The following is a 16320-nucleotide window of genomic DNA, read 5'->3' on the forward strand; positions in this document are numbered from 1 at the left end:
TTTTCAATCGGCGGTATGAACGCTGTACCACCCATTCCCACCGAGGTGCCGTTGCCTCCGCAAGCGGCGACTTCGCGGCAACCCATATCGCCGCAACGTTTCTACACTCCACCCGGAGTGGTCGGCGACGGAAACGATGACACCGTTCCGCCGTGGTCTGAAGCCGATTCGAGCCAGCCTATGTCCGTGCACGGTACCGTGGCACGCCTGCATGCGGCGCATCCGGTGGCGGAGCATGCCGATATGGACGGCGTGGTGGTGCTGAGCTCCGCAGTCGCCGGTGTGGGAGTCAGCACGTTGGCGGCCATGCTTGCCCGCACGCTGACGCAGCGTGGCGTCAAGTGCGTGCTGGTGGATGCGGACCTGCAGGGTGGCGGATTGGATGTGCTGCTCGGCATCGAAAATGAGGATGGTTCCCGATTCGGTGACATCAATGCGCCGCTTGGCAACGTCGATGGCAAGGCGCTGTTGCGCGAGCTGCCGGTCTGGGATGGTGTGCCGGTACTTTCCTGCGATCCATGGAAGATCGAAAATCCGCAATGGTGGGAGATCCAAGCCTGCATTCGTGCACTCGCACAGACACGCAGGACGGTGATCGTCGATATGGCGAACCATGTCGGTCTTGACAGTCTGAAGGATTGTGCGGGAGCCTTGCATATCGTTGCGGTGGAGATGACGGTGCTCGGCCTGGCCCGTGCGAAAACCTGGCTGAAGTCACTCGTAACGGTTGACGGCAATGGCGGATCCTCGCCGATTCTGGTCGGCATCGAACCTCGCGGCACCATACGCAATCGTGGAACCACTGGTGTTGCCGAAGCGTGCGAGTATTTGGAATGCGAAATCGGCATCGTCATACGGTCGGATGGCAAACTGTGCAGTGCGCTCCTGGAAGGACTGGGATTGCGCAAGCCGAACACGACTATGCGCAAAGCCTTGGAACGATTGGCCGATCGCGTACAGGAAAGGCGTGGCGGAAAGCGGGCGGATCATGGAACTCGGCCCTCTTAGCGAAGTGGCCCGCGAGCCGGGAGTCACCGATATCGCCGTGACCTGCGACGGTTCCGTATGGGTGGATGGCGGCGATGGCATGCGATTGCGCAGATTGCGTGTGCCGTTCGACTCCGCGCAGTCCATTCGGAACTTCGCGGTACGACTATGTTCCCAACTTGGCCGCCGTCTCGACGACGCCTGTCCGATAGCCGACGCCTCCACTGTTGACGGCGTGCGCGTGCATGCCGTGATCGCACCGTTGGTCCCGCAAGGTGCGGCCATCAGCATCCGCCTGCCCGACGCCACCGCACCCCGGTTGGAATCCTTGGCGCACCACGGCATGTTTCCGGTGGCTTGGCTGCCATTGTTACGTGGATTGGTGCGCCGCAAGGCGACGATGCTGGTCACAGGCGGTACTGGAGCCGGTAAAACCACCATGCTCAAGGCGTTGCTTATGCAATGCCCGCCGACGGAACGCATCATCACCGTTGAAGAGGTGCGCGAACTGGGCATGTTCCATCATGCCAATCATGTGTCGTTGGTCACCAGAGAGGCCAATGTGGAAGGCGTCGGAGCCATAGATCTGTCGCAATTGATCGCAGCGACCCTACGCATGCGGCCGGACCGTGTGGTAGTGGGCGAATGCCGAGGTGCGGAGATCGCGGATCTATTGAGGGCGCTCAACTCCGGGCATCGTGGTGGCATGACCACCCTGCATGCGAACAGTGTGGAAGCCGTGCCATCGCGTTTGGTGGCGCTTGGGCTGCTCGCCGGTCTGGATCCGCGTGCCACCGCCGCACTTGCGGAAAACGCTTTCGATGTGGTGCTGCATGTGGAACGAACGCAAGGATATCGCAGAATCTCGCAGATCGGTCAACTTACCGTGCGGGATGGAAGGCTGCAAGGCAGCCCTTTGGCATTTTGGAATGGCGGGCAGGTGCGAACGAACGAGCGATGGGTGGATTTCATGCGGCGATGGGGCGTATGAGAGCGTGCCGGTACGAGGCCGGGCGATGGCGAGATTCGGAAACACACAAGGAGTCTGTGATGAAATGGTTGGCATGGTGTGCCGCAGTGATGGCTACGCTCGCCGTGTGGCTGTGGCTGCGCCGCCATGAGCCATTCGGGCAATCCCGACTGTCGGACCTGCACGGGTGCGTCGATGGCGGTGCAGGACCGAAGGATCAGACGCCGGCAGGGCAGAGGCCGCAAGCCGATGGGCGGGAGGGCAGCGTTGTCGGCGAGCCGACCGGAAACGCAGTGGCGAGCGCGCCATTGCCCCATATGGCAAGCGTGGCATGTGTGGCGGCCCTGCAGGCTTCCGTACGTAGCGGCGCCACGTTGGTGCAGGCTTTCGAAGAACTGGGAGGCTACGCGTTTGCCACTCCTGAACTCACTCGCTCGCGCATCGAGATGGTGTTGCGATGCCGTTGCCCGCCCGAAGAACAAGGTGGACAGATGCGCCGATTGAGTGCGGAACTTTATGCGGCCTGCCAGCTCAGCATGGCGTTGGGCTGCGAAACGTCACGTTGCCTGGCTGCAGTTTTGGCCTCCCTGAAAAGGCAACGACTTCTGGAAGACCTGCACAGGAACGCCTTTGCCATGCCTCAGGCCACGGTCAAACTGCTGATGGCATTGCCGTTGCTTACGGTATTGCTGGGCGAAGGCATGGGCGCCCGCCCTTTGGCCTTCCTATGCGGTGATGCCAGGGGGCTGCTGTGCTTGGGATTTGCCTTGGGATGCTATGCGATCGGCCTGCTGTGGATTCGGGTATTGCTACGGGAGAATCATCCGTGACGGATCGGGAATGGTGGGCGAACCGAAGCGGAGGAAGGGAGCGACCATGCTGGAATCGTGGGCGATTGCCTCCGCATGCTGTACATCCGGGGCCGTCTGGTTGTGGTACTGGAGCCCTACACGGGTGTTGCCGGGTGAAGAGGCCGCTCATGAACTGCCGATGCCGCTGGTGCTTGAAATGCTGGCCGTCGCCATTCGACGGGGTGCCTCGATACCGCATGCGTTGATTGTCGTGGGGCGGATTGTCGGCGGGGATTTTGGCGAAGGACTCTCGTCCGTCGGAGGTGCGCTGAACCAAGGCGTCGACTGGGATCAGGCGTGGCCGTCAGGCGATGACATCGCATTGGTGCGTGACGTCTTCGCCGCTTCATGGTCAAGCGGGGCCTCGCCGCTGAACCGATTGGATGCCGCTATCGAACAGTTGGATTGGGATGAGCGCTCGCAGATCGAGCGGGATGCCGCGAAACTGTCGATTCGACTGCTCTTGCCGACGGGATTGTGTTTTCTGCCGGCGTTCATTGCGATCGGTGTCATTCCGGCGATCGCCTCCTTTCTTGGATGACTGTGGATAGTGGTGGATGACACGCCGAGGGTGTGGATAACTGCCCATCCTCCGACCACAACCCTCGCGTTTGCGGCATAGGCATCCCGGATTCCGCGACACTGAAGCCACCCGGTCATCCGGTCGGGCCGAATCAAACGAAAGGAACGCGATGAACGCCGAAATGTCAATCAATGTCGATGGCCGTCCCGACGTATTGGGGCGGGTGGGTCGCAGAATGTTCGCACTGCGAGAGCAGGCCGACCGCATGGTCTGCCTGCTCGATGCTCGTATACGGACGCTGACGTCCGAGCCCGAAGAGGGGGCGGCAACCGCCGAATATGCAGTGGTGTTGGTGGCCGCGACCGGTTTCGCCGCGGTGCTGGTCGGCATCATGAAATCCGATGCCGTCAAGACGATGCTGACCAACATCATCAAGAAAGCGCTCAGTGTGGGGTGACGGCCCATGCTGACCTCATGGTGGAAACGCCATGCGGATGAGGGATCCGCCACCGCGGAATTCGCGGTGGTGCTTCCCTCCGTTGCCGCAGTGGCGATGTTGATGCTATGCCTTGGACGGGCCGTGGTGGTGTCCATGGATTGCCAGGATGCGGTCGCCGTCGCGGCGCATGCGATGACGATTGCCGGTCGTGATGGTGAATCCCGTGCACGGAGCGCCGCCTTGGCGGCTGCCGGTAATGATGCGCGGGTGTCGTTTTCTCGAAATGCCGACAGCGTCACGATCACCGTGCAATGCCCGGTGATTCCGGATCCGGTCGGTGTCCTGCCAACGCGCGTGACCGCCAAAGCAACCCGATATCTCTAGGATTTGCGCGGCGGGATTGCCGCGTACGCAAGGAGACGGAGATCGTGAAACAGTTTGTGAAACAATGGTGGACGACCAGATGCGGGCGATTCATGCGGCTATTCGCAAAGGCTGATGAAGGTTCCGGCACCGTATCCGGAATCGCCCTGATTGCGGCAACGGCGGTGATGCTGGGTGTCGTCGCGGCCGCCGGCAATCTGCTGATTTGCCTGCATCGGGCGCAACATGTTGCCGATCTGGCCGCAGTGGCTTCGGCGACGGCGCTGCATGAAGGGTCGGCAGTGCCGTGTGAGGTGGCTTCGCGAACGACGCGCGGTAATGGCGCCGAGCTGCAATCCTGCGAAATCATCGGAGAAGATGCACGAATCACAGTCGCAGTGGGTACGAACGTGCCGTTTGCGTCTCAGGTGATCAAATCCTCCCGTGCGGGGCCGGTCGCATGCGAGTAGGAGTGCGTTTGGCCCGCATGCCCGTGGCGGTGATGCAGTAGGCCATGCCGATTGCGCCAAATCGATATCGCTGATAGCGTGTGGCGGTCAAAGGCGGTTATCGTAACGGTATGAACGAATCGTCACATTCGAATATGACCGTTGCCGTGGTGGGGAACCCGACATCGAACAAAGGCCGTGGAGCAAAAACCGGTGAACAGGTGATCGGCCTGCTGCAATCCGCCGGGGACAGGCACGGTTTCGAAGTCATCGATGTGACGGGCACGAGTTTCGAGGACTCCTTGGTTAAGGCGAAAAGTCGTCGGGACGAATACGACTATCTGGTGGTGGTCGGCGGCGACGGCATGATCGCACTGGGTACGAATGCGGTCGGTTGCAGCGGCAAGCCACTGGGCATCGTAGCTACCGGTTCCGGCAATGACTTCGCGCGTGGACTCGAGCTGCCGGTCAATCGTGTGGAAACCGCCGTCGACGGCATCGTCGGCGCCATGATGCGAGGTTCGCATATCGACGTGGACATGGGTCTGGTCACATCGTTGCCAGGTGGCTATGCGGTCGATTCCAGCACCGGTGACGAACTGCCGAGAGTGCAGGAAGCAGCCGTCACCGCACATACCGTACGAGGCCTTCTGGCCGTTGATCCGCTGCAATCGAACATGGGACTGGATTTCACCGACGAATACCTAGGCGAGCCGAACAGCCTCGATATCAACCGTTACTATGCGGGCATGCTGTCGTGCGGTCTGGACGCCAGCATCAACGATCGTGCCAACCATTCGCATCTGCCGAACGGTACCCTACGGTATTTTGCGGCCGTGTTGGTGGAACTGACCCACATGAAACGGTATGGCTACCACATCAAGGCAACGCTTGCCGACGGTTCGGTGGACGAGCGTGACATCATCTCTCCGCTGCTTACGGTCGCCAATTCGCGACATATCGGCGGAGGCATCGAAGTTTCGCCGTATTCGCGATTCTCGGACGGCTTGCTTGATCTGATATGGATGGATCATGTGCCGAACTTCGTCGAATGCGCGGAGGCCATCTCGCACGCCTACAATGGCAGGCTTCTCGCCAGCAAGGTATTTGGGTGGCAGCGCATTCGCGAAATCGAGATCAGTCGTGCCGATGACGGTGACGAGCCGCCGGTGTTCATGGCCGATGGTGAATACATCGGCCATCTGCCGGTCAAGGTCACCGCGCAAAGCCGGGCATTGCGTGTGCTCGTGCCGCCGGCGGTCGCCGAGGCGCAGGCTCGTGACGGCGAAGAGCAGACGCTCGAAGCCATTGCGCGTGACCATCGTGACCCCCTCACCGGAAATTTTCTCGATTAGGAAGGCTTGATGGGTATGCCGATAGCGCCTGCCGCCCGCGGAACCGGAATATGGAGACACGGTATCCTGTGAACAGGGAGAGGTTCCGGACGGTACGAACGAAGAGGTGTGTGGATGTTCACGGTGGCGGTCGTCGAGGATGAGGCCGATGCTGCGCGCAGGCTTGAGGCGTGTCTTGCGCGTTATTCGCGGGATCATCCGGGTGTGCGGTTCGATGTGACGGTGTTTTCGGAGCCGACGCGTCTGCTTGAGGGGTACCGGCCGGTGTGGGATGTCGTGTTCATGGACATCGAGATGCCGAACATGGATGGCATGGCCGCCGCGCGCAGGCTTCGGGCCCTTGACGGGCAGGTCGCCTTGGTGTTCGTGACGAACATGGCGCAGTTCGCGGCCAAGGGGTATGAGGTGGATGCGTTGGATTACGTCATCAAGCCGTTTTCCTACAACGACTTCGAACGCAAGCTCCGCCGTGCCGTGGCCATTCGCGGTGAGGAATCGGCGTCCGTCATGATCATGCAACGAGCCGGAACGCAACGTGTGCTCCTACGCGACATCGAGTATATCGAAGTCAAGAATCATAATCTGCTCTACCATACCGAGCGCGGCATTCTGACCGGTACCGGCACCTTGCAGGATGTGGAAGACAAGCTCGGCGACCGTGGATTCCTGCGCTGCAGCAAGGCGTTCGTGGTCAACGGTCGTCATGTCGTCGCCGTCAAAGGCAACGAGCTGACTCTTTCCGGCGGTGAAAACGTGACCATCGGCAGGACATACAGAAAGGCCTTCATGGTGGCGCTCGCCGCAAGCATGGGCGATGGCAATGTGATGTAGCGGCATATTGCAGTGTGACGCGGGTCAACGGAATGGATGAACGATGGTGCAGGCGATCGACGTGATACTGGCTTTCTTCACCGACAATGGCATGGTCGTGGAGCTGATGGTCTCCACGCTGCTGTTCACCTGGTGGTTGGAACGCCGTGACATGTTCTGGTGGCGTGCACTGACCGGTGCCGCCGTGATGCTTGTCGAATCGATGCTGTGGCATGGCTATGTGCCGGAGAACCTGTGGACCGTCACCGTGCAGAACATCATCGTGTTCGCATTATTGATCGCGTGGATCGGCGAATGCTGGAAGGTCAACATCCGTCAGGCGTTGTTCTACTTCGTCATGTCCGGCGCCATGCAGCATCTCGTCTACCGCGGTGCACGTCTGCTGTCGGTGGGCCTGCACCGTTGCTGGCCGGATGGTGCATGGATCGACACCTATGCGTATTCGTTCGTGCAGATCCCGCTCTACTGCCTTGCCTATGCCGTATTCGCCCGACCGATGGCGAAAAAGGACATTTCGATGGTGGGCGGTCGATCGGTGTTCGCCATGATGGTCGGCATGATGCTGTGCGTCAGCGTATTCACCAACATGTTCAACTTCCTCGCCTTGCCGGCATCCGGCGCGGCGGCATTCACCGTGTTCAGCCTGTTCGATTTCGTCACCTGCGTGTTCATGCTCGAACTCGCCATCGAACTCGTCTCCAAACAGCGCGCCCATGCGGAAGGGGAGGTGCTACGTCATCTGCTGCGACAGCAGAAGCAGCAGATGGAAAGCACGAAGGAGACCATCGATCTGATCAATGTGAAAACGCATGATCTGAAAAAACAGATCGTGCAACTTGGCCCCGCCATCTCGCAGGAGCAGGCGGGCGAGCTGCAGCAACTTGTTGAAATCTACGATTCTTCCGTGCGTACCGGCAATGAGACGCTGGATGTGCTGTTGGCGAGCAAATCATTGCTTTGCGAACAGCGCGGCATATCGTTTGACCGCATGATCGACGGCGGTCTGCTCGACTTTATGAAACCTTCCGACATCTACTCGCTGGTCGGCAACGCGCTCGACAATGCGATGGAGGCGGTATCGGCATTGCCGGACGATGCGGAGAAATACATTGCCGTGCGGATATGCGAGAGCAAGGGGATGGCGATGATTCGCGTCGAGAATCCATTTGCCGGGGAACTTGCGTTTTCCGACGGATTGCCGGTCACCACCAAAGGCGATACGCAATATCACGGTTTCGGCACGCGGTCGATTCGTATGATCGCCCGGCAATATCACGGGTACATGTCGATTTCCGCGCGCGACGGCATCTTCAGATTGACGGTGATCCTGCCACTTCAGTAACGCCGTCTGCAGGCCATGCGCGGACTGCGGTGTCGTTCGGCGCGTTTCGCCGACCGTTCACGAAGCGACGCTTATGCGCCGCCGAATGTTCAAGCACACTGGAGGCACGGGATTTTCACCGTCGAAGATTCCTGCAGAGATGCTGAAACTCAAGGAGTAAGAGATGCATGAGCGTACAGGCCTGTGGCGCGGTATCACCGCTGTGGGCGCATTGCTTCTCGCCGTCGCCATCATGGCGGGAACGATCATGGAGACGTACCGTACGTCCCTTGACGCGTTCGTCGGTACCAGAAGCCAGAGAACCGTAACGGACCAGTCCGCCGACAACGGCGATAGCTGGACGTACAAATCCGAATACAAAACCGCCAAGGAAGCGTACGAGGGCTTTAAGAAGACGGCCATGGACGAGGCGCAGGAGACCTACGTGCTGCTGAAAAACAGCGATAACGCCCTGCCGCTTTCCAAGAGCGCGAAAATCACCATGTTCGGCGTGCGCAGCTATGCCCCGGTATATGGCAGCTCCGGCGGTTCCGTGACCGACGGCAATTCCACCGTCGAAATCACCAAGGCGTTCGAGGAGGAAGGCTTCCAGATCAATCCCTCCATGCTCAAGGCCTATCAGAATTATTTCAAAGACAAGAAATGGACCACCCCGCAGTTCGGCGGCGGCATCCTTCCCGAATATGAGGACATCACCAAGTACAACGACCCGTGCGAGCTGAGCCTCGACGAACTGGCCAAGCTCAATCCCGAATACAAGTCGCAATACGGCGAATATCAGGATGCCGCAATCGTGGTCGTCGGCCGCCCCGCTGGCGAGAACGGCGACGGCTACTATCCGGGCCAGGACGGTCTGGCCGACGGCGTGAATACCGTGACCGGCAACATCCTTTCCCTGAGTGATGAGGAAATGGCATTGGTCAACGAGGCCAAGGCCAATTTCAGCAAGGTGATCGTACTCGTCAACTCCACCAATCCGATGGAGATCGCCAACCTGCAGGACGATCCGGACATCGATGCCATTATGTGGATAGGCTATCCGGGCGCATACGGTTTCTATGGTGTGGCCGACGTGCTCAACGGCACGGTTTCCCCTTCAGCCCACCTGGGTGACGTGATGGCCAAGAACAGTGCCGTCGCGCCGGCCATGAGCAACTATGGCAACGTGGCCTGGAAGAACGCCTCCGACTTTTCCGAAGATGCGGCCGTCAACTCCTATCTGATGGAGGCCGAAGGCATCTACACCGGTTACCGCTACTACGAAACCCGTTACGCCGACATCGTCATGGGCAATGGCGGTGATACGGCTTCGGCCGGAACCTATGCCGCTTCCGACGGCACGGTCGCGACTGCGGATGGCACATGGGATTACGCCAACGAAGTGGTGTATCCGTTCGGCTACGGCCTGAGCTACACGACGTTCGAACAGAAGCTTGACGGTGTCGAGATCAAGGGCGACAAGAAAACCGCCGTCGCCACGGTCACCGTGAAGAACACCGGTTCCGTGGAAGGCAAGTCTGTGATCCAGCTGTACGCTTCCGTGCCATACACCGATTACGACAAGAAGAACGGCGTGGGGAAGTCCGCGATCCAACTCATGGATTTCGAGAAGACCAACGCCCTCAAGCCGGGTGACTCGCAGACCATCACCATGACGGTGGACTTGTCAAACCTTGCCAGCTATGACTCAAACAAGGCCAAGACCTACATCGTCGATCCGGGTGACTACTACTTCTCCATCGGCGACGACGTGCATGACGCCCTGAACAACGTGCTTGCCGCGCAAGGATACTCCGAATCCGACGGCATGACCGCCGCCGGAGACAAGACCAAGACCTATACGTGGTCGTGGGACGGCGGCGTCGATGCCGATACCTTCGCCACCTCCAGCACCGGAACCAAGATCACCAACCAGCTCTCCGACGGCAAGTACGCCACCGATTACAACGCCTTTGACAAGGGCGCGGTCACGTATCTGACCCGTTCCGACTGGAACGGCACCTTTCCGAAGACCTACTCCGGCATCAGCGCCAATGAGGAAGTCTCCAAACTGCTGAACAACGATTTCATCGACCTGAAGTCGGACGGCGACGTCTCCGACATCACGATCGGCGACACCTCAAGCAGCCTGACCCTCAACGATATGAAGGGCGCTTCCTACGATGACGAGCGTTGGGACGAGCTGACCAGCAAGGTTTCCGTCAAGGAGTTCATGCATTTCGCGGAGACCGCGTTCCACGCCATCGGCGCAATCGATTCCGTTGGCCTGCAGGAAATGACCACGGATGACGGTCCAGGCGGATCCGACTCCCATTATCTCAATGAGGGTCAATATCAGGGGAAGGCCTATGCGGATGCCGACGATTACGCCGACAAGAGCTCCCGAGTGGCTCCTTCTCCCACCAACCTGGCCTACAGCTGGAACAAGGAGCTCGCCTACCGCAACGGCGAAGTGATTCTGGGCGAAAGCAGCCTGGTATTCCGTCTGCCGATCATGATCGCACCGGCCATGAATCTGCATCGTCACGCCTATAACTCCCGTGGCGTCGAATACTATTCGGAAGATCCGATCCTATCCGGATACATCGGCTCCGCCGTGGTGCAGGGCGCGCAGTCCAAGGGCGTGCTGGTGAACGTGAAGCATCTCGCATTCAACGATCAGGAGATCAACAGGTCCGGCATAGCCACGTTCATGAGCGAGCAAAAAGCCCGCGAAATGGAACTACGCAACTTCCAGCAGGCCTTCGAAGCCAACGGCAAGCCGGCTTCCTTCGAATCCGACGATGCCAAGAAAAACACCTACACCCAAGGTGCGCTCGGCGTGATGACCTCCTACAACCGCATCGGTGCGGTCGCCTCCAGCGCCAACGCCGCGGTCATGGTCAACATCCTGCGCGACGAGTGGGGCTTCACCGGCTACAACGTCACCGACTTCACCTCGGTCTCGCCCCATGCGGCGCCGAAGGAATCCGTGCTCGCAGGCACATCAGCCTTCTGCGGCTTCGGCAATCAGGGTGTGAAGTATTGGGATGCCGCCACGCTGAGCAAGGACCGTGACATGCTCCTGGCCATCAAGCAGAACATGCACTATTCGCTCTGGGCCATCGCCAACTCCAACGCGATGAACGGCGTGAACTCCAGCACACACACCGAAAACGTCATGACGTGGTGGCGTGCGGTCTATCTCGGCGTGATCGCCGCCTCCGGCGTGGTCACCCTGATCGGCCTGGCCGGTTATACGACGACCCGCATCCGTCCCGCCCGCAATGCGGACAACGGTCCGACGGCGGCTTCGAAGTGAAAGGAACGATCATGGCAACGACAATCAAAACCCATGTTTCCGAGCTTGCGGCCGCAGCGGCGACGCTCATCGGACTGATGGTCTACCTCGTCAATTCGACGACCGGATACATGGCCGGCCAAGGATTGAGCGCGCTGGTCATCGCGCTGAGCGTGGTGGCGATCGTGGCGCTCGCCGCCCGTGCGTTCGCAGGCAACCGTCTACCGGCGGTGCTGAACGACGTACTGCTGATCGGAGCCGAAGTGCTGTTACTGGTGAGCTTCGCGCAGTTCGTGCTTGAACGCGTGCGCCTTGCCGCCGACATCTACTTCATTCCGGTCAACTATCCGGCATCGGAGCAGACCTCGCTCAATGTCGCACTGATCGGTGTGGCATGCTACCTCGTGGCCATCCTCCTGCTCGTCGTCAAGGCGTTCACCGCCAAAGACGCACAACATACGGCGGTCATGCTGGAACCGGCCGCCGAATAACGACCATATGCCGTTCGTATGAGCGGCACCACCATCAGGCCATCCGGCGGCGAGCGCCAATCGCAGTGATTGCGATTCGCAAAGACGTCGCCGGTGGCCATGCCATACGTTGCAATTTCAGAGGAGATTTTAGGAATCATCATGCAGGCAGCAGATTTCAATGCAGGCTGGGCCTATCGCCATCTTGACGCCGATGAGGATTGGACCGCCGTTACGATTCCACATGATGCGATGCTGTATGAGCCGCGCCATGCGCTCGCGGCAAGTGGATTGAATTCCGGCTGGTTCGAAGGTCGCGATTATGAATACGTCAAGCATTTCATGCCGGAACGGGATATGGCCGGCAGTCGGATGCTGCTTGAATTCGAGGGCGTCTATCATCATGCCGAGGTGTGGGTGAACGGTGAGAAGGCGGCGTTTCGCCCATACGGATACACCAATTTTTACGTTGATCTGACCGGCCGCGTTCGTTTCGGTGAAGACAATGAGATTCGCGTGATTGCACGCAATGCCGATCAGCCGAATTCCCGTTGGTACTCCGGAGCTGGTATCTACCGTCCCGTCACGTTGTGGACGTCGCCCGCCGAGCATATCGCCGTGGACGGTCTCTTCGTGCGTACTATCGCCGCGGATCCGGCGAATGGCACCGCACGTATCCGCGTCGAGGTCGAAACGACTGCGGAAGGCAGTGTGCACATTGAAATCGCCGACATGGCGGGTGGGATCGCAGCCAGTGTCACGCAACCATGCGAGGCTGGGGTAAACAGGTATGAGCTCGGCATTGCCGACGCGAAACCATGGTCCGTGAACCGTCCGGAACTGTACGTGTGCACCGCGCGTTACACCACGCAACATGGGGATTCCGACGAGGCTGCGACCACGTTCGGTATCCGTACGCTCGAATGGGGGAGCGGGGGACTGCTGATCAACGGCGAGCGCGTGATCATCCAGGGCGCGTGCATCCATCATGACAACGGCGTGCTTGGCGCATGCGCGTATGCCGACGCCGAGGAGCGCAAGATTCGTCTGATGAAGGCGAATGGCTACAATGCCATCCGTTCCGCGCACAATCCGTGTTCGAAAGCACTGTTGGAGGCGTGTGACCGACTTGGTGTGCTGGTGATGGATGAGTATATCGACCATTGGTATATTCATAAGACGCAGCATGATTACGTTGATTATTTCGACGAATGGTGGCGTCGGGATCTTGCCGACATGGTGATGAAGGATCGCAACCATCCGAGTGTGATACTGTACTCCACCGGTAATGAGGTGTCGGAAACGGCGCAGAAGCGCGGTATTGCGCTCACGCGTGCGATGACTGAATATCTGCATGCGCTTGACGACTCCCGTCCTGTCACCTGCGGTGTGAACATCTTCTTCAATTTTCTTTCGTCGATCGGCTTTGGCCAGTATTCCGACAAGAAGGCCGCGAAGGAGGCCGAGGCCGCCGAGAAGCGCCGTGCCGCAGGACAGGCCGCCGACAAGCATAAGGCTGTCGGCAGTGAGTTCTTCAACAATATGGCCGGCGTGCTGGGCGCCGATTTCATGAAGACCGGTGCTGCGCTGCCGTTTTGCGATTGGGTGACGCGAGATGCGTTCGCCGCGATGGACGTGGCCGGCTACAACTATGGCATCAAGCGATATGTTCACGACCTGAAGAAGTATCCGGATCGACTGATTCTCGGCTCCGAAACCTTCTGCAACGATGCATACCGCTTCCGCGAGCTCGCCAAACGCGAACCGCGGCTGATTGGCGACTTCGTATGGGCGGGCATGGATTACATCGGTGAAACCGGCGTGGGGGCCTGGGAGTACGAGGATTATGCGACCTTGAACATCGAATACGGCTGGCTGACCGCCGGTTCGGGACGGGTGGACCTGACCGGCCGCGCATTGGGTGAGGCATATTACACGCGTGTGGCGTTGGAGGAGGCTTCCGGACCATGGTTGGCTGTCTGCCCGGTGAACCATACGGGAGACAAGCATTCGCCGAGCGCGTGGAAGATGAGCAACGCCATCGACTCGTGGAGCTGGAATGGCTGCGAAGGCCGCAAGGCGAACGTTGAGGTCTACGCGAGGGCCGCGTCCGTCTCCTTGGTGCTCAACGGCCGTGAAATCGGACGCAAGGCAATGCGCAACGATTGCATCGCCTGTTTCTCATGCACATACGAGCCGGGCACGCTGGAAGCCGTGGCCTACGATGAATCCGGCCGTGAAATCGGCCGCAATCAGTTGGTCAGCGCTTCTGCCGAAACACGATTGAACGCATCCGTGGAATATACGGGTCGTGAACTTGCGTACGTGCGCGTGCGCTACACCGATGGGCACGGCGTGACCAAACCACTTGAGCGAGGCACGTTACGTGCGACACTGATCGGTCCCGACGGCAAGGGAGGCGGGGCCGGCGGAGACGCTGACGAAGCTGTCGGCGGAGCGAAACTGCTCGGTTTCGGTTGCGCCGCACCTTGCAACAAGGGCAGCTTCGTCACCGGCGAAACCGGCACCTACTATGGCGAGGCGCTCGCCGTGGTGAGGATGCCGCAGTCGCAAGAAGGTACGGCGGTGCTGCACATAAGCGACGGCAGGCTATCGGCGCAGGTGAGCGTCGAGCCGATCGGCATCGTGAATCGTGCGGATTCGACGAGGTAGGAGGGATGATGCCCGAACGGACTGAAATCATCAGTGGGCACGGCGGCGGTCCGATTGCCGTGTGGTGGCGGCGCTTCGCGGCGAAGCATAGGCTGATCGCGCAGTTCGTGATGTTCTATGCGTTCTCACTGTTCGTCACCATACTGCAGTACGTGATGCTCACGTTCCTGCCCAACCTGTTCTACGCGAACACCAACTGGTGCGATATACCATGCCAACTCATCCATCTGACTCTTGGACCGGTCGATACGTACGTGTTCGACTATCCGGTCACTGGTGATGCGACGGGCGGCATGGGGTATTTCGCGGCGTTCGCCATCACGCTGTTCATGGCGCAGTGCGTGAACTTTCCGATGCAGCGCAACATCACGTTCAAATCACATGGCAACGTGTGGTTCCAAATAGCCTGGTATGTGGTGGCGTTCGTGCTCATCACCATTGTGTGCAGCTTCCTGATGGGCCTGTATGTGCCATTGTGCAAGCGGTTTTTCGCGCCGGCCGTGTACAACATCCTCATTACCGTCATCAATGGCGGCGTGCAGATGGTGATTTACTTTCCGATCTACAAGATCATCTTTCCGGAGGGTGAGGCGAAGTAACCGATTCGACGGTCGGTGAAGGCGCCGGATATGGCGTCCGTCTATGTGCACCGGAAGCTTGTAGCGGACTGCGAAAGGACTGTACCCGACGCTTTCGCCATTGACAAGGCGAAGTTCGGGTACAGTCGTCGGATTGGCATTATCGCCATGCAGGCCGCACGGTTCAGGCCGCCAGATCTTCGCGGCGGGCCATGGCCTGCTCAAAGTCCTTGGTGCCCGTGAACACCTCCTGCAGCCACGGGTTCACGTGCTGCTTCCTGGCACGGTACATGATATAGCCGAATGCGAGCACGTTCGCCACGAGTGCGATGATCGACACGGTCAGGTTCACGTTCGGGTTGTTCACCGACTGCACGGCGAACTTGGACTCGTCCTGGAAGGCAGGGAACACCTGCGCGAACATGCACCAGATGGCGAGTGTGTTGGCGCGGTTCTGAATCCAGCCGCCCTTGTTCCAGAAGAAGTTGGCGACGGTCGGTGCAAGCAGCAGCGCCAGACCGCAGTACCACGAGTGGGTGGGCAGGCAGTTGTAGGTGTAGCAGAAGTTCCACAGGTCGTAGGCTACGATGAACACCCACGTCATGTCGGGCCAGAGCATGTCCTGCTTCCTCTTCGACACGTAGATGCCGAACCATCCGGTCATGCAGGCGATGTTGATGAGGCCCGCCACGCCGTTGAACACGTTGTGCCAGCCGCCCATGAGCGTCACGCCTTCGGTGGAGACCCAGGTGGTGCCCCATGCGCGGATCGCGGATTCGAAGTCGGAAACCACGGCGATGAGGATGTTGATGGCCACGATTACGAACGGGAAGCATTTGAACCATTCGGATTTGCCGATGGCGCCCCACTTGTACTTGAGTGCCATGAAGCCGATGCATCCCGCGGTCGCTGCGTACAGTTTCGCATAATGGAACCAGCTGGTCATGTGCACGTAGGTCGGGTTGGTCAGCGCCCATTCGGCGCCGGCGGCAGCGGCTACATAGATGGTGATGAAATAGACGGTCAGGATCGCAGGAACGACCAGGAACGCCACGATACCGCCGGTCTTGGTGCGGCGGGCCAGCTCATTGGCGCCGATCAGGCAGCAGAAGACAAGGATCCAGCCGATCCACTGATATACGGCGGTGTCGCCATAGACTTGGAACAACATCGCTTTTCCTTTCACTCGGGTACATGCGTGAGCCCCGC

General features: G+C 59.5%; 15 protein-coding genes. 14 read left to right on the plus strand and 1 reads right to left on the minus strand.

Annotated features, from left to right (window positions below; translation table 11 throughout):
* Positions 1 to 180 precede the first annotated feature (180 nt).
* The 14 genes from BBDE_RS01005 (at position 181) to BBDE_RS01070 (ending at position 15132) form a co-directional block, all read left to right on the plus strand.
* The gene (locus tag BBDE_RS01005; RefSeq protein ID WP_003837779.1) at positions 181 to 1008 is read left to right on the plus strand and encodes a P-loop NTPase; all 828 of its coding nucleotides are present in this window, start codon (positions 181 to 183) and stop codon (positions 1006 to 1008) included.
* Positions 989 to 1978: a CpaF family protein gene (locus BBDE_RS01010; protein WP_003837778.1), complete on the plus strand. Its 990-nt coding sequence runs from the start codon at positions 989 to 991 to the stop codon at positions 1976 to 1978. Before BBDE_RS01005 ends, BBDE_RS01010 begins: the two co-directional genes overlap by 20 nt.
* Positions 1975 to 2787 carry a type II secretion system F family protein gene (locus BBDE_RS01015; protein ID WP_003837775.1) on the plus strand — a complete coding sequence of 271 codons (813 nt, stop codon included), beginning with the start codon at positions 1975 to 1977 and terminating at the stop codon, positions 2785 to 2787. The genes BBDE_RS01010 and BBDE_RS01015 overlap by 4 nt, the downstream gene beginning before the upstream one ends.
* A 46-nt stretch (positions 2788 to 2833) precedes the next feature.
* Positions 2834 to 3349 carry a type II secretion system F family protein gene (locus BBDE_RS01020; protein WP_012901816.1) on the plus strand — a complete coding sequence of 172 codons (516 nt, stop codon included), beginning with the start codon at positions 2834 to 2836 and terminating at the stop codon, positions 3347 to 3349.
* A 151-nt stretch (positions 3350 to 3500) separates the two neighbouring features.
* Positions 3501 to 3788 carry a DUF4244 domain-containing protein gene (locus BBDE_RS01025; protein ID WP_003837767.1) on the plus strand — a complete coding sequence of 96 codons (288 nt, stop codon included), beginning with the start codon at positions 3501 to 3503 and terminating at the stop codon, positions 3786 to 3788.
* Between the two features lie 6 nt (positions 3789 to 3794).
* Positions 3795 to 4154: a TadE family protein gene (locus tag BBDE_RS01030; protein WP_003837765.1), complete on the plus strand. Its 360-nt coding sequence runs from the start codon at positions 3795 to 3797 to the stop codon at positions 4152 to 4154.
* 44 nt (positions 4155 to 4198) lie between these two features.
* Entirely contained in the window at positions 4199 to 4603 is a 405-nt protein-coding gene (locus BBDE_RS01035) for an Rv3654c family TadE-like protein (protein ID WP_228369732.1), read from the plus strand.
* A 110-nt stretch (positions 4604 to 4713) separates the two neighbouring features.
* Positions 4714 to 5937 (plus strand): diacylglycerol/lipid kinase family protein, encoded by a 1224-nt coding sequence (locus BBDE_RS01040; RefSeq protein ID WP_012901817.1) that lies wholly within the window; start codon positions 4714 to 4716, stop codon positions 5935 to 5937.
* A gap of 114 nt (positions 5938 to 6051) precedes the next feature.
* Positions 6052 to 6768 carry a LytR/AlgR family response regulator transcription factor gene (locus BBDE_RS01045; protein WP_003837755.1) on the plus strand — a complete coding sequence of 239 codons (717 nt, stop codon included), beginning with the start codon at positions 6052 to 6054 and terminating at the stop codon, positions 6766 to 6768.
* A 43-nt stretch (positions 6769 to 6811) separates the two neighbouring features.
* On the plus strand, positions 6812 to 8110 hold the full coding sequence (locus BBDE_RS01050; RefSeq protein WP_003837753.1) for an ATP-binding protein: 1299 nt from the start codon (positions 6812 to 6814) through the stop codon (positions 8108 to 8110).
* A 163-nt stretch (positions 8111 to 8273) separates the two neighbouring features.
* The gene (locus BBDE_RS01055) at positions 8274 to 11411 is read left to right on the plus strand and encodes a glycoside hydrolase family 3 C-terminal domain-containing protein (protein WP_003837749.1); all 3138 of its coding nucleotides are present in this window, start codon (positions 8274 to 8276) and stop codon (positions 11409 to 11411) included.
* Between the two features lie 11 nt (positions 11412 to 11422).
* Positions 11423 to 11881: a hypothetical protein gene (locus BBDE_RS01060; RefSeq protein ID WP_003837747.1), complete on the plus strand. Its 459-nt coding sequence runs from the start codon at positions 11423 to 11425 to the stop codon at positions 11879 to 11881.
* A 141-nt stretch (positions 11882 to 12022) separates the two neighbouring features.
* Entirely contained in the window at positions 12023 to 14533 is a 2511-nt protein-coding gene (locus BBDE_RS01065; RefSeq protein WP_012901818.1) for a glycoside hydrolase family 2 TIM barrel-domain containing protein, read from the plus strand.
* Between the two features lie 8 nt (positions 14534 to 14541).
* Positions 14542 to 15132, plus strand: a complete 591-nt coding sequence (locus BBDE_RS01070; RefSeq protein WP_228369733.1) for a hypothetical protein — start codon at positions 14542 to 14544, stop codon at positions 15130 to 15132.
* 163 nt (positions 15133 to 15295) lie between these two features.
* Here BBDE_RS01070 and BBDE_RS01075 read toward each other — a convergent pair whose 3' ends face one another.
* On the minus strand, positions 15296 to 16282 hold the full coding sequence (locus tag BBDE_RS01075; RefSeq protein ID WP_003837742.1) for a DUF5692 family protein: 987 nt from the start codon (positions 16280 to 16282) through the stop codon (positions 15296 to 15298).
* Between the last annotated feature and the right edge of the window lie 38 nt (positions 16283 to 16320).

It is taken from the genome of Bifidobacterium dentium JCM 1195 = DSM 20436 (assembly GCF_001042595.1).
GTDB classification, from domain to species: Bacteria; Actinomycetota; Actinomycetes; order Actinomycetales; family Bifidobacteriaceae; genus Bifidobacterium; species Bifidobacterium dentium.

Bases quoted from the DNA above. Each gene is read 5' to 3' on its own strand.
- BBDE_RS01005 (WP_003837779.1), top strand. From the start codon at position 181: ATGTCCGTGCACGGTACCGTGGCACGCCTGCATGCGGCGCATCCGGTG.
- BBDE_RS01010 (WP_003837778.1), top strand. From the start codon at position 989: ATGGAACTCGGCCCTCTTAGCGAAGTGGCCCGCGAGCCGGGAGTCACC.
- BBDE_RS01015 (WP_003837775.1), top strand. From the start codon at position 1,975: ATGAGAGCGTGCCGGTACGAGGCCGGGCGATGGCGAGATTCGGAAACA.
- BBDE_RS01020 (WP_012901816.1), top strand. From the start codon at position 2,834: ATGCTGGAATCGTGGGCGATTGCCTCCGCATGCTGTACATCCGGGGCC.
- BBDE_RS01025 (WP_003837767.1), top strand. From the start codon at position 3,501: ATGAACGCCGAAATGTCAATCAATGTCGATGGCCGTCCCGACGTATTG.
- BBDE_RS01030 (WP_003837765.1), top strand. From the start codon at position 3,795: ATGCTGACCTCATGGTGGAAACGCCATGCGGATGAGGGATCCGCCACC.
- BBDE_RS01040 (WP_012901817.1), top strand. From the start codon at position 4,714: ATGAACGAATCGTCACATTCGAATATGACCGTTGCCGTGGTGGGGAAC.
- BBDE_RS01045 (WP_003837755.1), top strand. From the start codon at position 6,052: ATGTTCACGGTGGCGGTCGTCGAGGATGAGGCCGATGCTGCGCGCAGG.
- BBDE_RS01050 (WP_003837753.1), top strand. From the start codon at position 6,812: ATGGTGCAGGCGATCGACGTGATACTGGCTTTCTTCACCGACAATGGC.
- BBDE_RS01055 (WP_003837749.1), top strand. From the start codon at position 8,274: ATGCATGAGCGTACAGGCCTGTGGCGCGGTATCACCGCTGTGGGCGCA.
- BBDE_RS01060 (WP_003837747.1), top strand. From the start codon at position 11,423: ATGGCAACGACAATCAAAACCCATGTTTCCGAGCTTGCGGCCGCAGCG.
- BBDE_RS01065 (WP_012901818.1), top strand. From the start codon at position 12,023: ATGCAGGCAGCAGATTTCAATGCAGGCTGGGCCTATCGCCATCTTGAC.
- BBDE_RS01070 (WP_228369733.1), top strand. From the start codon at position 14,542: ATGCCCGAACGGACTGAAATCATCAGTGGGCACGGCGGCGGTCCGATT.
- BBDE_RS01075 (WP_003837742.1), bottom strand. From the start codon at position 16,282: ATGTTGTTCCAAGTCTATGGCGACACCGCCGTATATCAGTGGATCGGC.